Source organism: Bacillus sp. ISL-55, assembly GCF_018613155.1.
Taxonomy (GTDB): domain Bacteria; phylum Bacillota; class Bacilli; order Bacillales; family Cytobacillaceae; genus Mesobacillus.
The window spans coordinates 41,515-54,931 of the sequence record NZ_JAGGQU010000041.1; the positions used below are offsets into that span (position 1 = coordinate 41,515).

A 13,417-nucleotide genomic window follows, 5' to 3' on the forward strand; every position below is an offset into this window, starting at 1 on the left:
CAGCCAAGTTTGACAGAGCCTTCTTTTTAAAAAAACTTCATTTCCGTGAAACTCTCTCAGCTTATAATCGTATACATTTATTAGAAATAAATATGTAAAAACAGGGAGGCAAAGGGTATGTCATTTTTTAATAAGGTTTTTGCCAGTGTGGGGATAGGTGCAGCTAAGGTTGATACGAAGCTGGAAAAAGACAGAGTGATGCCAGGAGAAGAAGTGCGTGGGATTGTGGAAATTCGCGGGGGGAGCACAGAGCAGAATATCGATGACATCTATTTGAGTATACATACAACGTATATAAGAGAAGCAGATGATAAAAAGTATACTGCCACCGCCCAAATTGATCGTTTCAAACTTACACAGTCATTCTTAATCAAAGAGAATGAAACGAAGGAAATTCCATTCACTTTCAGGCTTCCATTAGAAATGCCATTATCGATGGGCAGGACGAAGGTTTGGGTGTCAACAGGGCTTGATATCAAAAACGCCGTTGATCCAAGCGATAAGGATTATTTGACAGTAGTGCCCAACCAGTTGATGCATGGAGTATTTAACGCAATCAGTGACCTTGGTTTCCGGCTGAGGGAAGCTGAGTGTGAGCAAGCGCCAAGACATCTCCGGAGAAATATGCCGTTTGTCCAGGAGTTTGAATTCGTCCCGGCATCAGGTTCATTTAGAGGACGACTGGACGAACTAGAGGTAATCTTCTATCCGAACAGCGAGAACGAAATTGAGGTCTTGATGCAAGTTGACCGCAGGGCCAGGGGACTTGGAGGTTTCTTGTCGGAAGCGATGGGTACCGATGAAACATACGTAAGATTGAACATCCATGCTTCCGACCTTCCGTCATTGAAGCAGAAGTTACAAAACACAATCGAAAGTTATTGCTAATAAGCACGGAAAGACGATGAAGCACACTGCTTCATCGTCTTTTTGTGCTCTTTTCTCAAACTTTGTTGCAATTGAACTGCTTTTCTTCGCAAAGTTGACTGTTTTTGGGAGAAAAGAGCATGCAAACTGAATACGACCTACAAAATGGCCTTTTATTACGTAAAAAATCGGTTTTAGGAATTTAACAACAATCTTTACGATAAAAGTCTTTTATTATCCTTGTTTCTTTCTACCTGTCGCTGAAAATTCTTTGCCGTGAGCTTCCTGTTCTGCAACGATTGCTTCAGGAGGTATATGATTGTTTTTCTTTGGTGAATTGATTCGGTTGCGGTGTTTCTTGCCCATTGCTTCATCACCTTCTCTTTCGTTTTTTATATAACAGGGGAACGGGATTTTTTCTTTCAGCTTTGGTAAAGCTATTTTTAGCTTGCCCGTTTATAAAATTGTCATGAAACTGAAGATTTTCCTGCTTAACTATATTGTGGTATAGTTTTGAGGTAGCAACCTATAGGATGGAGGATTATTGAATGAGTGTACATATTGGTGCTAAAGAAAATGAAATCGCAGAAACGGTATTGCTTCCTGGGGATCCATTAAGAGCAAAATACATTGCAGAAACATTCCTGGAGGATGCAAAGTTATATAATGAAGTCCGAAATATGTTTGGCTACACAGGCACATATAAAGGCAAAAGAATTTCTGTTCAGGGAACAGGAATGGGTGTACCGTCCATTTCAATTTATATTAATGAATTGATGAATAGCTATAATGTCCAAAACTTGATTCGTGTTGGTACTTGCGGAGCAATCCAGAAGGACGTTAAAGTCCGTGACGTGATCCTGGCAATGACTTCTTCAACTGACTCTCAAATGAACCGACTTACATTCGGCGGAGTGGACTTTGCTCCAACAGCGAACTTTGACTTATTGTATAAGGCGTATAATTCAGGCCTTGAAAAAGGTTTGAACCTTAAAGTTGGTAACGTATTCACTGCAGACCAGTTCTACAACGATAATGCAGAATTGGAAAAATGGGCAAAGTACCAGATTCTGGCGGTCGAAATGGAAACAACAGCTCTCTATACTCTTGCTGCAAAATACGATCGCAAAGCCCTTTCAATCCTTACGGTCAGCGACCATATCCTGACTGGAGAAGAAACTACTTCAGAGGAGCGCCAAACTACATTCAACGACATGATTGAAGTTGCACTGGAAGCAGCGATCAAAGAATAAGTATTGAAAACCCTTTCCTTTGAGGAAAGGGTTTTTACATGGAGATAATGGACATTTTGAAGGCAGTGGAAAGCCAAAATGCCTAAGAACCAGTGCTTAATGGACAATTCAAGCCCAGAGAGAGGCCAAAATGTCTAAGAACCAGTGCTTAATGGACATTTTAAGCCCAGAGAGAAGTCAAAATGTCCAAGAACCAGTGTTTAATGGACATTTCAAGCGCAAAGAGAAGCCCAAATGTCTAAGAACCAATTCTGATGAGTTTGCATGTTCACAAAACAGGCATAATGATTAACAAGAATAATGGGAAAAAAGGCCATTCGAAAGTTTGCCGAAAAATGTTAGAATGGTCTTATTGTCTTAAAATGTTGAAGATTGGTGGACTAAATGAAAAAACTATTGCTGATAATCGCATTGCCGATATTATTGACAGGATGCTCACAGGTAGAGCCGTATCTTGAGAAAATCCCATATTTGGGAGATAAATTAGTTGGACAAGATGAGCAGGAAGATCAGCCGGCTGAGGTTGAAGAATCTAAACAAAATTCGGAAAACCCTGCTCAGGTTGAGGACAAGCCAGCAGACGACGAATTGACACTTGAAGCAGCCTATTTCAATGTCATCCAGGATGCAGACGGAAAGAATGTCATCCAGAATCCGCAGAACACGATGTCACTTGTTAACAAAATTTTCGGGCTGCCAGATAACTATATTCCAGCAGATCTAGTTCGCCCGAATGTTCCCTTCTCTTTTGGAGATGCGAAACTTGAAAAGAGCCTGATGAGGGCAGAAGCTGCAGAAGCTCTGGAAAAAATGTTTGTCGGTGCCAGGAACGATGGAATTGAACTCGCTGCTGTTTCCGGTTACCGATCATATGGACGCCAGGAAACTCTTTTCAATGCTGAAGTGAACAAAGTTGGCGAAGAAAAAGCACTTCAGGCAGTTGCCAGACCTGGAAGCAGTGAACATCAAACAGGATTGACAATGGACATCTCGAGCAAGACAAACAATTTTAATCTCAATGAACAATTCGGTTCAACGAAAGAGGGGGTGTGGCTTGCCCACAATGCCCATAAATACGGGTTTATCCTCAGATACCCCAGGGGTAAAGAAGGTATAACAGGCTATATGTATGAACCATGGCATTTCAGGTATGTGGGCATCAAGGCTGCAACTGAAATTTACGAAAACGAATGGACACTGGAAGAGTACTTTGAGAACGTGAAGAAAATATAGGAGAAGCCTGGCTGTCAGATGCCAGGCTTTTTGTAAATAATCTTACTATCCTGCCTCACAAAAATTCAGTAAGCAATAAATGTGACATTTTTAACTGCGGTATTCACAATTAAGGGTACAATAAAAAAATATACACAACTTTACGGTTGCAAAATATACTATACATGGGTATAGTAATTGGTGTAGAGGGAATGAAAACTTCGATTGAAACGGGGTGTAAAAAATGAAAGAACAAATGACTGTCGATATCACGGGAATGACTTGTGCCTCCTGTTCTACAAGGATTGAGAAAGTCCTCAATAAGATGGAAGGCGTCGAAGCAACCGTGAACCTGGCAATGGAAAATGCCTCAGTCACATATGAATCAGAAAAAATTAAACCTGACGATATATTCAATAAAATTAATGACCTGGGGTACGGTGTCAGAAACGAAAAGATGGATTTAGATGTTTTCGGCATGACGTGTGCAGCCTGTTCAACAAGGATTGAAAAGGTTCTAAATAAAATGGACGGAATGGTTTCAGCAACCGTGAACCTTGCAACAGAGTCTGCTTCAGTTGAGTTTAATAGTGCTGTCCTTTCAGCCGATAAAATCATCTCGAAAATCCAGGATCTGGGTTATGATGGCAAAGAAAAAGTACAGCGGGAAGCAAAGGCTCAGCAAAAAGAAGAAGAAATCAATGCAAAGAAACGGAAGTTATTTATATCAATCCTTTTATCCCTTCCGCTTCTATATACAATGATAGGCCACGCTCCATGGGATACGGGACTGCCGATGCCGCATTTGTTGATGAATCCGTGGTTCCAGCTTTTATTGGCCACACCGGTACAATTCTGGATCGGCGGGCAATTTTATGTAGGTGCCTATAAGTCGCTAAAGAACAAGAGTGCGAATATGGATGTCCTGGTAGCTCTTGGTACATCGGCCGCGTATTTCTATAGTCTGGCAGAAGCTATTAAAACAATTGGCAATCCAAATTATATGCCGCATTTATATTTTGAAACAAGTACTGTCCTGATTACTTTGATCCTTGTTGGGAAATTGTTTGAGGCACTCGCCAAAGGACGTACAACTGAAGCAATCTCCAAGCTTCTCAGCCTTCAGGCAAAAGAAGCGACTGTCATTCGGGATGGTGAGGAGATTAGAATCCCGATTGAAGAAGTTAAAGTAAATGATACCATCATCGTTAAACCAGGAGAGAAGATTCCGGTCGATGGCAAGGTCGTATCTGGCCAATCAGCTGTTGATGAAGCGATGATCACCGGGGAATCAATCCCAGTTGAGAAATCAGCTGGCGATTCTTTGATCGGTGCTACAATCAATAAGAATGGCACTTTGACGATGACTGCGACAAAAGTTGGCAAAGATACGGCGCTTGCAGGAATTATTAAAGTGGTTGAGGACGCGCAAGGAAGCAAGGCGCCAATCCAGCGTGTGGCAGATCAGATATCCGGGATTTTCGTTCCGATTGTTGTCGCAATAGCAATCGTTACTTTCCTTGTCTGGTACTTTGTCATCACACCTGGCGACTTTGCGTCAGCTCTCGAAACAGCTATTGCCGTGCTTGTTATTGCCTGCCCTTGCGCCCTTGGTCTCGCAACCCCAACTTCCATCATGGTCGGAACAGGAAAAGGCGCAGAAAATGGGATTCTTTTTAAAGGTGGAGAGCACTTAGAAGCTACACACAAAATCAATGCTATTGTTCTTGATAAAACGGGAACAATTACTAAAGGGAAACCAAGTGTAACCGACCTTGAGATTTTTGGTGACGAAGAAAAGGTACTGAAATATTTGGTATCTGCTGAAAAAGCATCCGAGCATCCTCTTGCTGAAGCCATTGTGGAATACGGCAACGCAAAAAATATAGAGGTATTACCTATGGATGAGTTCGCTGCAATACCTGGCCACGGAATTGAAGCAACCATCAGTGGTGAGAAAGTATTTGTTGGTACCAGAAAGCTCATGGGTAAAGAGGGTATCGAATTCGCTCGATATGAAGAAAAGCTCGAGCGACTTGAGACTGAAGGCAAGACTGCGATGATGATTGCGATCAACGATAAGGTGAATGGTATTGTCGCGGTTGCTGATACTGTCAAGGAAACAGCGAAAACCGCGATTGAAGAACTCAAATCCATGGGTATTGAAGTGTATATGCTTACTGGTGACAATACGCGCACTGCTAAAGCAATTGCAGCCCAGGTTGGTGTAGAAAACGTAATAGCGGAAGTTCTTCCTGAAGAAAAAGCGAACCATGTAAAAGAACTTCAGTTAAAAGGCAAGAAAGTTGCGATGGTTGGGGACGGAATCAATGACGCGCCTGCCCTTGCGCTTGCTGATATTGGAATAGCAATAGGAACAGGGACAGACGTTGCCATTGAGGCTGCTGACGTCACCATTCTTGGCGGTGAATTGACCCTGATTCCAAAAGCGATATCATTAAGTAAAAAAACGATGCAAAACATCCGCCAAAACTTATTCTGGGCTCTCGCTTACAACTCAGCGGGTATCCCGATTGCGGCAATGGGTCTGCTGGCTCCATGGGTGGCTGGTGCAGCAATGGCATTCAGTTCAGTTTCTGTAGTGACTAACTCCCTTCGTTTGAAGCGGATTAAGTTATAAATTAAAAAAAGAGAGGAAGATTTTAAATGGAGAAAACAACTTTAAATGTATCAGGAATGACTTGCGGACACTGTGAAAAGGCAGTTAAGAACGCTTTGATGGGAGTAGACGGAGTGGCTAGCGTCGTCGTTTCCCTTTCAGAAGGAAAAGCTGAAGTAGAATATGATGCTTCAAAAGCAGAAGTAAGCAAAATGAAGACAGCAGTAGAAGATCAAGGATATGATGTAGAATAGAATCTCAAAGCAGCGGTGATGAACCGCTGCTTTTTTTTGCGAAATCGTCCACCATGGATTTGTAGAGCTGACCAAGGCGATATCGCTATTCTGAAGCAGTACCTATTTTTCTGTTAATTTTACAGTAAAAATGTTATCCTAATCATTAAGGATTTTAAGCTTGATTGGAAAGTGGTGAAAAGGGTTGGATCAACAAAATATGAATGAAGAAAACAAAGAAGAGCTAAAGGGTCAAGAAAAACCAGCAGAAGCTGAGGCTAAAAATAGTTTTCTTCGGATAAAGAAGTTCCACTTTGCAATGCTGTTGTTTTTTCTAGTCTTTTTAACAGCGGGAATCACTACCTTTGCGCTTGCTTTCGGCGAAGACAAGCCGGCAGTGCAGGTAATTAGAGAAAGAGAAGAATTTGCAAAGCTATACGACGCATATGATACTTTGAAAAATGACTATTTCCAGGAAGTTGATCAGGAAAAGCTAATAAATGGTGCGATTGATGGAATGCTTGAATCATTGGACGATCCATATTCGGATTATATGAGCCAGGAAGACGCAAAGAATTTCCATCAGAGCCTGTCGTCTTCATTTGAGGGAATTGGGGCAGAAATTCAGGAGAGAGATGGTTTCATTTTTATCGTCACTCCACTGAAAGGTTCCCCTGCGGAAAAAGCAGGCCTTCAACCAGAAGATAAAATCATGTCAGTGGATGGAAAAAGTCTTCAGGGCATGAGTACGACTGAAGCAGTTGCTCTTATTAGAGGAGAAAAGGGTACGGACGTAAAGCTGTCAATTCTTCGCCAGGGTGGAGAAAAACCGGTTGACGTCACAATAACCCGAGACACAATACCGATTGAAACGGTATATGGTGAGATGCTGGACGGAGGAATTGCAAAAGTCCAGATAACCAATTTCTCGCAAAACACTGCAAATGAGCTAGTAAATATTTTGAATGACCTCCAGAAACAAGGCATGAAAGGCCTCGTACTGGATCTTCGTCAAAATCCAGGCGGGCTCCTGGATCAGGCAATCAAAATATCCAGTCTCTTTGTGCCTGAAGGGGAAATACTCTTCCAGGTGGAAGACCGTGAAGGCAATGTAGAGAAATATGCATCAGAGAACGAAAATAATAATAACCTTCCTTTAGTTGTCATCATTGATAAGGGGAGTGCGAGTGCATCCGAAATCCTTGCAGGAGCAGTCAGTGAATCAGCCGGAGTTCCTCTTGTTGGCGAAAAGTCATTCGGAAAAGGCACAGTCCAGAGAGCGGAGGATTTTTCAGACGGATCGAATATGAAGTTCACGACAGAAAAATGGTTGACTCCTAAAGGCAATTGGATTCATAAGAAAGGCATTAAGCCGGACCATGAAGTCCCAATGCCTGAATATGCTTCATTACCTTTCATCGATCCGGAAACCGAATTAAAGGTATCGACAGCTTCTGAACAAGTCAGGGCTGCACAAAAGATGCTAAAAGCTCTAGGGTTTGAACCAGGCCGAGAGGATGGTTTCTACGATGAAAAGACTAAGGAAGCTGTCATTGAATTCCAAAAATCAAAAGAACTTGAAGAAACAGGCATTCTTAAAGGAAGCTCAACTATCGAATTAATGAATGCTCTGCGCGAACAGATCAAGTATGACGATCCACAAGTACAGAAAGCAATAGAAGTGTTAAAACAGGAAATGAATAAATAAAAAGAATCTCCAGCTTTTGCTGGAGATTTTCCATATTACATAGGAAAAAAAGGTGATGAGAACATGAAACAAGCAGAGGTTTATATTTTGTCGGGTTTCCTGGGTACAGGCAAAACGACGTTGCTTAAGCAAATTTTACAGCATGAAAAAAATAGCGGACGGAACATTGCAGTTATGATGAACGAGCTAGGCAGTGTTTCGATCGATTCAGATGCAGTTGACACAGATGTTCCTTTAAAGGAGCTGTTGGGAGGTTGTATTTGCTGTACCATCCAGGACAAGCTCGAATCCCAGCTTCAAGGGTTGTTATTTGATCACGATTTAGATGCCATTTACATAGAGACCACTGGTGCAGCTCATCCTGTAGAAGTTTTGGATGCTGTGCTTTCTCCATTGTTTGCAGACAAGCTTGCGGTCAAAGGAATTATTACGACTGTTGATGGCAAACAGTGGCTCAATAGACAGGCATTAGACCCCCAGGTCCATCAGCTTTTGCTTGAGCAAGTGAAGCATGCTGACCTGATCATCGTCAATAAATCAGATTTGCTCAATGAATCAGAGCAAGCGAAAATCAGCATGGATATCCAAGGCCTAAATCCTCAGGCTAAATGTATTTTGAGCACCTATTCGAAAGTGCCCATTAAACTGCTGGAGGGATTGGCGTATACCGTGAAAGCTAAGAGTGCGGGTGCTCATGTTCAGGCAGATCTTAGACTAAGCACGTTTGTGCATCAATTCCAGGGTGCTGTCAGCCAGAAAGAATTTGAAGATTTCTTAAGGTCACTGCCGGATTCCATCTACCGGATTAAAGGATATGTATTATTTGACCATTCTCAATATCCAGACCTATTCCAATATTCATATGGGATGCCATTATATATGAAGGAATATATGAAAATGCCGCTCAATCTCGTTTTCATCGGACAGGTAATTGACTGGAGCCAGCTTGAACAACAGCTGAAGGAGTTGGAAATGAAAGTCTGATTTTAGGGCTGCTGGGCAATCGATAAAGCAAGAGTGTATTTAGAAAACCATAAAAAAATTTGACTTTTGCCCAGCTATGCTGGGTTTTTTGCTGGATAAGAAAGTTTAAAATTATCCGCTAAGATTAATGTCTAGCTCCCGCGCCTAGCCCATCGAGATGTTTCAGTCCTGCCAATGCTTGTCGGGGCTGAACGAGGAGCTTGCGCTTTTTGTTCTTTGGTTAAAACTGAGCACGGCTGAATAGTAAAAAGAAAAAAAGCAAAAACTTTCATGAAGCAAAATTTAATCTGTAGATTGAATTCTTGATTTAAGCCGAAAAAGAAGAGATGATTTCAAATGCAAACAATAAAAATTATTATTATGACGATTTTTCTTCTTGCCTTCACTGGAAATAACATAGAGGCCAAGAAGTCTCAGGAAAAGACCCCAATCAAAATGACTCAGTGGGAAGAGGTTAATGAAATTCTGCCCAGGTACAGCAAGTTCACAGTGCTCGATTTGGAAACAGGATTGAAATTTCGGGTACAAAGAAGGGCGGGAAGCAATCATGCGGATGTCCAGCCGCTGACATCAAAAGATACGGAAATCATGAAGAAGATTTATGGTGGGAAGTGGAGCTGGAAACGCAGAGCGATTATTGTCATCTCGGAAGAAGGAAAAATTGCAGCCTCAATGCACGGAATGCCACATGGCGGCGGAGCCTTGAAAAATAACTTTCCAGGTCATTTTTGCATCCATTTTTATGGAAGCACGACCCACAGGACAAACTTCATGGATCTATCTCATAAACTTATGATCCTGAAGTCAGCAGGAAAACTCGAAAAATACCTGGAACAAACGGACCCATACGATTTGGTCAACGCGTATATCGCAGGGTTGAAACAGCAGGATCAAAACATTGTTTACTTGATCTCACTGCAAGACCTTGAGTGGGAAAAGCTGCTGCCCAAAATCGAGAATATCAGGATATCGCGGATGGAAGTTTTGCCAGCCGAGGATGTGGGAGATCAGTTGAGCCTTACCGTTCCTGTTGAGCTTAATATGCAGCTTAAAGGGATCGGCGGCAAGAATTTTAACGGTGAAGTCATCCTGGTAAGATTCATGCCTAATGAACAATGGAAAGTGGATTCAATAAATTTCTTAGAGAAAAACGGGATTAAATGAAACAAATAAAAAAGCTTGAGATATCTCAAGCTTTTTGTATTAGTTAAGGAAATTAAAAATTATTTAGGTGTGGATAANNAACGACTTCATTGGGCGGCTCTCCAGCGCTTGTCGGGGCTGAACGAGGCGCTTGCGCTTTTTGTTCGTTGTGAATAACGCTCCTATTGACCTTAACTTTCGCCAAACTTGGCAAAGGTTTTTTCATCCTCTACCAATCCACATGCTGCGCATTGGATTTTCATTTCAGGACCTTTGTATGGAAGATGAAAAGGCTCAAGCTGTTCGTTTGTATATTGTTCCACTATTTCACCTGATTGAGGATTTAATTTTACAGGCTGCGGTATTTGGGAGATCATATTGAATCTTGTCCTGTTAGTCTTACAGTTCGGGCATCGATATGGTTTGCTCATAGTAATAAAACTCCTTTAAAGTAATTTAACTTATTTTTTGCATTGTCTGTTTAAAATATGTAAAGATACTAGTGAAGGTTTGACCTAGTTAATTATCTGCAGGAGGAATAAGTATGGTAGCAATGGATTATGAAAAGATACTAGATGAGTACAGGACAATATGGAACAATCGAAGACTTCAATCTGAACAGGCACCAGAGGACATTCTTAGGGAAGCGATCCAAAGAGATCTTAAGGATGAAAATTCCCATCCAAGAGCAAGAAGGACATTAATGGAAAAATACTACCTTGCCACAAAAAGAATTTTAGAAGCGTCTTTGACAAGTGAGAGTAAAATCATATTGTTACAGTTGCATATGGAACTGGTTGAAGCAATCCAGGGTGAAGCAGGGAAGTAAATATCACTGCTTAATTGGCATTTATATATTGGTGTATGTGATGACAAAATGATATAAAATTATTAAAGAAGGAAGGAATTCTTGCTTCTTTTTTTGTGTCTTAATAAAAGTGTCGAAAAATATCAACTTTAACTATTGATTTTATACCCCTACTGGTATATTATTTATATTGTAAGTTCAGTAATGAACAAGATATCCTACAAGAGGTGAAGAGTAGTTGCTCACAAGTTTAATCATCAGTCTCCTTTTGGTCACTTTAGTTTTCAACCGCTATGTTCCAGTAAGAAATCTACCAGCGATAAAGGATTATGAAAAGGATGCAGTCTTTGTCGATCTTAGAGATTATCAGGATTCTGCGAAAAATCCAATAAATGGCGCAATTAATATTCCTTGCGGATATTTGAAACGATATATTAAAGAAATTCCGAACAGGCATATTGTCATCATTGCCTCCAATGAATTGGAAAAGAACTTTGGTGCAAGATTGCTTAAAAAATATGGTTACAATGTTAAAGGATATACCATTACTGGTCCATCACAATAGGAGGTGGCAAGGTGGAGTACAATAAGGAAATTGTCAATCGTTTGAAAAGAATCGAAGGACAGGTTAGGGGCAGCATCCGGCTGCTTGAAGAACAGGAAGAATGCAAGTCGGTCGTGACCCAATTATCTGCAATCCGTTCGGCAGTTGACCGCACGATTGCTTTGGTTGTCAGCAAAAATCTAGAACAATGTCTGATTAACGATATACAAGAAGGCAGAGAAACATCACAGGCTGTCAATGATGCTGTAGAATTACTTGTCAAGAGCAGAAAATAATATGATTTCTATTCTTGACAAGCTGTTTTATGTCACTTAAAATACCCATATGGGTATAAAGAGTGAAATCATGGTCATCACTGCAAGATTATGAATAATAAAAATGATAAAGAGGTGCATACGGATGGATGTAGTAATAAATGTATTAATTGTCGTTCTTGCTGTGGCTTTCTTATGGAGCCGGTTCGCTCCAACTAAGGGAATAAATCAAATCACGACAGCACAACTAGGTGAAATGATGAAAACAAAGAAAGCCGGAGTGCAATACGTTGATGTAAGGACTCCAGGAGAATATAAAGGGAATCACATCAAAGGATTCAAGAATATTCCGCTTCAACAGCTTTCTAACCGCACAGGAGAACTTTCACAAGACAAAGATGTAGTCGTCATTTGCCAGAGTGGCATGCGCAGCAGCCAGGCAAGCAAATTATTGAAAAAAGCTGGATTTAATAATATTACTAATGTAAAGGGCGGCATGAGCGCCTGGTAATTATAAAGGAGGAAATTGAAATGCGCCAGATGACACCAACAGAAGTACAAAACGGATTGGGCTCAAATGAATTCGAAGTTGTAGATGTTCGTGAAGTAAGTGAAGTAGCACAAGGGAAAATTCCAGGAGCAATCCATATTCCATTAGGACTTCTGGAGTTCAGGATGAATGAATTAGACAAGAGCAAAACTTACGTAATGGCCTGCCGCTCAGGCGGCCGCAGCTCTAGAGCCACTCAATTCCTTGAGTACTATGGCTATAATGTAATCAACATGCAAGGCGGTATGATGGCATGGCAGGGTCCAACTGAATAATATCCAAGAAGAGATGGCGCTTGCCGTCTCTTTTTTTTCGCTAGATAAGAAAGTGTAAATTTATCCACTTAGATTAGTGTCTAGCTCCAGTGCCTAGCCCCTCGAGACGCTTCGGTCCGCCCGATGAAGTCAAGGAGCGACTTCACCAGTCGGCCCTCCAACGCTTGTCGGGGCTGACCAAGGCGCTTGTGCTTTTCTTAGAAATTGCAGAATCATCCTTGTTGTTATATAGGGCAGCATTGTTATGTCCTGAAGAATTTTTCCAGAAAATGTCGAAGTATGCTTGCTTGTTTATAAATAAATTCGTACACTATTAATGAAAAGAATATTTCGACAATTAGTAACAAGGAGGAATTCTGATGTCTGGTTTAAGCGCCGTGGAGTTGGAACTTGTTAGAGAAAATGTTCATGTCGAAGTTATCCATGAATTGTTGGTTAAGGGATGCTGGATTGAGGATCATGACCATCGTTGTATAGTATCCCAGGGGCAAATTGAGTTCAGTGGGGGTTTCCATGATTCTTATTTCAAAATCTGCCTGAAATCTAACGAGCTCCTTATTGAATCTGACAGTCCGTGGGAGCTGGAAGTACTTGCTGAAGAACTGAAAGAAATAGCCGTAAAAAAGGCAATAATATTAAAATAATATTTAATACCCTAAGAACTTGTCGCCAGAAACGGGGACAAGTTTTTTCTTTTTTATTTACAAGGAAATTGTAAAATAATTTCAATGTGGATAACTATACGGGTTTTCTTAATCCAGCTCCAGCGCCTAGCCCCTCGAGTCGCTTGTCTAGTGTCGCCTCCTAGAAACTCCGAAACTTCAACTCCGCCGGCAGAAGCAAAAAGCGCTTCTTTGTCGGAGTCTCCAGTTTCTGCGTTTCTGGACAGTCGGCTATACATTTCTATTTCGGTCCTGCCAATGAAGTCAAAGAACGACTTCACTG

17 protein-coding genes are annotated in these 13,417 nt (G+C 41.2%); 14 read left to right on the forward strand and 3 right to left on the reverse strand.

The window, feature by feature from the left end; genetic code table 11:
- Nucleotides 1-117 precede the first annotated feature (117 nt).
- Nucleotides 118-888: a sporulation protein gene (locus tag J7E32_RS18875; protein ID WP_214910645.1), complete on the forward strand. Its 771-nt coding sequence runs from the start codon at nt 118-120 to the stop codon at nt 886-888.
- A gap of 213 nt (nt 889-1,101) precedes the next feature.
- Here J7E32_RS18875 and J7E32_RS23010 read toward each other — a convergent pair whose 3' ends face one another.
- The gene (locus J7E32_RS23010) at nt 1,102-1,233 is read right to left on the reverse strand and encodes a hypothetical protein (RefSeq protein WP_285289116.1); all 132 of its coding nucleotides are present in this window, start codon (nt 1,231-1,233) and stop codon (nt 1,102-1,104) included.
- Nucleotides 1,234-1,415: 182 nt separating this feature from the next.
- Here J7E32_RS23010 and deoD point away from each other — a divergent pair, with 182 nt between their 5' ends.
- The 7 genes from deoD to J7E32_RS18910 all read left to right on the forward strand — a co-directional run bounded on the left by deoD (nt 1,416) and on the right by J7E32_RS18910 (nt 10,041).
- Nucleotides 1,416-2,120 (forward strand): purine-nucleoside phosphorylase, encoded by a 705-nt coding sequence (deoD, locus tag J7E32_RS18880; protein ID WP_214910647.1) that lies wholly within the window; start codon nt 1,416-1,418, stop codon nt 2,118-2,120.
- A 384-nt stretch (nt 2,121-2,504) separates the two neighbouring features.
- Nucleotides 2,505-3,353, forward strand: a complete 849-nt coding sequence (locus J7E32_RS18885) for a M15 family metallopeptidase (protein WP_214910649.1) — start codon at nt 2,505-2,507, stop codon at nt 3,351-3,353.
- Between the two features lie 223 nt (nt 3,354-3,576).
- Entirely contained in the window at nt 3,577-5,973 is a 2,397-nt protein-coding gene (locus tag J7E32_RS18890; RefSeq protein ID WP_214910651.1) for a heavy metal translocating P-type ATPase, read from the forward strand.
- A 26-nt stretch (nt 5,974-5,999) separates the two neighbouring features.
- The gene (copZ, locus tag J7E32_RS18895; protein ID WP_214910653.1) at nt 6,000-6,206 is read left to right on the forward strand and encodes a copper chaperone CopZ; all 207 of its coding nucleotides are present in this window, start codon (nt 6,000-6,002) and stop codon (nt 6,204-6,206) included.
- A 199-nt stretch (nt 6,207-6,405) separates the two neighbouring features.
- Nucleotides 6,406-7,893 carry a lmo1851 family serine protease gene (locus tag J7E32_RS18900; RefSeq protein WP_214910654.1) on the forward strand — a complete coding sequence of 496 codons (1,488 nt, stop codon included), beginning with the start codon at nt 6,406-6,408 and terminating at the stop codon, nt 7,891-7,893.
- A gap of 63 nt (nt 7,894-7,956) precedes the next feature.
- Nucleotides 7,957-8,877 carry a CobW family GTP-binding protein gene (locus J7E32_RS18905; RefSeq protein WP_214910656.1) on the forward strand — a complete coding sequence of 307 codons (921 nt, stop codon included), beginning with the start codon at nt 7,957-7,959 and terminating at the stop codon, nt 8,875-8,877.
- 336 nt (nt 8,878-9,213) lie between these two features.
- The gene (locus J7E32_RS18910; protein ID WP_214910658.1) at nt 9,214-10,041 is read left to right on the forward strand and encodes a hypothetical protein; all 828 of its coding nucleotides are present in this window, start codon (nt 9,214-9,216) and stop codon (nt 10,039-10,041) included.
- 170 nt (nt 10,042-10,211) lie between these two features.
- Here J7E32_RS18910 and J7E32_RS18915 read toward each other — a convergent pair whose 3' ends face one another.
- Nucleotides 10,212-10,451, reverse strand: coding sequence for a DNA alkylation repair protein (locus J7E32_RS18915; protein WP_214910660.1), 240 nt, complete (start codon nt 10,449-10,451; stop codon nt 10,212-10,214).
- A 113-nt stretch (nt 10,452-10,564) separates the two neighbouring features.
- Between J7E32_RS18915 and J7E32_RS18920 the strand changes: the two genes are divergently transcribed.
- From J7E32_RS18920 to J7E32_RS18945, 6 genes are all read left to right on the forward strand, one after another.
- Nucleotides 10,565-10,849 carry a hypothetical protein gene (locus J7E32_RS18920; RefSeq protein ID WP_286183543.1) on the forward strand — a complete coding sequence of 95 codons (285 nt, stop codon included), beginning with the start codon at nt 10,565-10,567 and terminating at the stop codon, nt 10,847-10,849.
- 217 nt (nt 10,850-11,066) lie between these two features.
- Nucleotides 11,067-11,393, forward strand: coding sequence for a rhodanese-like domain-containing protein (locus J7E32_RS18925; protein ID WP_214910662.1), 327 nt, complete (start codon nt 11,067-11,069; stop codon nt 11,391-11,393).
- Nucleotides 11,394-11,404: 11 nt separating this feature from the next.
- Nucleotides 11,405-11,668: a metal-sensitive transcriptional regulator gene (locus tag J7E32_RS18930; RefSeq protein WP_041968319.1), complete on the forward strand. Its 264-nt coding sequence runs from the start codon at nt 11,405-11,407 to the stop codon at nt 11,666-11,668.
- Nucleotides 11,669-11,792: 124 nt separating this feature from the next.
- Nucleotides 11,793-12,158 (forward strand): rhodanese-like domain-containing protein, encoded by a 366-nt coding sequence (locus tag J7E32_RS18935; RefSeq protein WP_214910664.1) that lies wholly within the window; start codon nt 11,793-11,795, stop codon nt 12,156-12,158.
- Nucleotides 12,159-12,178: 20 nt separating this feature from the next.
- Nucleotides 12,179-12,472 (forward strand): rhodanese-like domain-containing protein, encoded by a 294-nt coding sequence (locus tag J7E32_RS18940; RefSeq protein ID WP_214910666.1) that lies wholly within the window; start codon nt 12,179-12,181, stop codon nt 12,470-12,472.
- A gap of 359 nt (nt 12,473-12,831) precedes the next feature.
- On the forward strand, nt 12,832-13,116 hold the full coding sequence (locus tag J7E32_RS18945; RefSeq protein ID WP_214910668.1) for a hypothetical protein: 285 nt from the start codon (nt 12,832-12,834) through the stop codon (nt 13,114-13,116).
- Nucleotides 13,117-13,169: 53 nt separating this feature from the next.
- Here the strand turns inward: J7E32_RS18945 and J7E32_RS18950 are convergent.
- Nucleotides 13,170-13,417: hypothetical protein (locus J7E32_RS18950; protein ID WP_214910670.1), on the reverse strand; the 248-nt coding region annotated here is incomplete at its 5' end.

Bases quoted from the DNA above. Each gene is read 5' to 3' on its own strand.
- J7E32_RS18890 (WP_214910651.1), top strand. From the start codon at position 3,577: ATGAAAGAACAAATGACTGTCGATATCACGGGAATGACTTGTGCCTCC.
- J7E32_RS18875 (WP_214910645.1), top strand. From the start codon at position 118: ATGTCATTTTTTAATAAGGTTTTTGCCAGTGTGGGGATAGGTGCAGCT.
- copZ (WP_214910653.1), top strand. From the start codon at position 6,000: ATGGAGAAAACAACTTTAAATGTATCAGGAATGACTTGCGGACACTGT.
- J7E32_RS23010 (WP_285289116.1), bottom strand. From the start codon at position 1,233: ATGGGCAAGAAACACCGCAACCGAATCAATTCACCAAAGAAAAACAAT.
- J7E32_RS18905 (WP_214910656.1), top strand. From the start codon at position 7,957: ATGAAACAAGCAGAGGTTTATATTTTGTCGGGTTTCCTGGGTACAGGC.
- deoD (WP_214910647.1), top strand. From the start codon at position 1,416: ATGAGTGTACATATTGGTGCTAAAGAAAATGAAATCGCAGAAACGGTA.
- J7E32_RS18915 (WP_214910660.1), bottom strand. From the start codon at position 10,451: ATGAGCAAACCATATCGATGCCCGAACTGTAAGACTAACAGGACAAGA.
- J7E32_RS18935 (WP_214910664.1), top strand. From the start codon at position 11,793: ATGGATGTAGTAATAAATGTATTAATTGTCGTTCTTGCTGTGGCTTTC.
- J7E32_RS18945 (WP_214910668.1), top strand. From the start codon at position 12,832: ATGTCTGGTTTAAGCGCCGTGGAGTTGGAACTTGTTAGAGAAAATGTT.
- J7E32_RS18910 (WP_214910658.1), top strand. From the start codon at position 9,214: ATGCAAACAATAAAAATTATTATTATGACGATTTTTCTTCTTGCCTTC.
- J7E32_RS18940 (WP_214910666.1), top strand. From the start codon at position 12,179: ATGCGCCAGATGACACCAACAGAAGTACAAAACGGATTGGGCTCAAAT.
- J7E32_RS18885 (WP_214910649.1), top strand. From the start codon at position 2,505: ATGAAAAAACTATTGCTGATAATCGCATTGCCGATATTATTGACAGGA.
- J7E32_RS18920 (WP_286183543.1), top strand. From the start codon at position 10,565: ATGGTAGCAATGGATTATGAAAAGATACTAGATGAGTACAGGACAATA.
- J7E32_RS18900 (WP_214910654.1), top strand. From the start codon at position 6,406: ATGAATGAAGAAAACAAAGAAGAGCTAAAGGGTCAAGAAAAACCAGCA.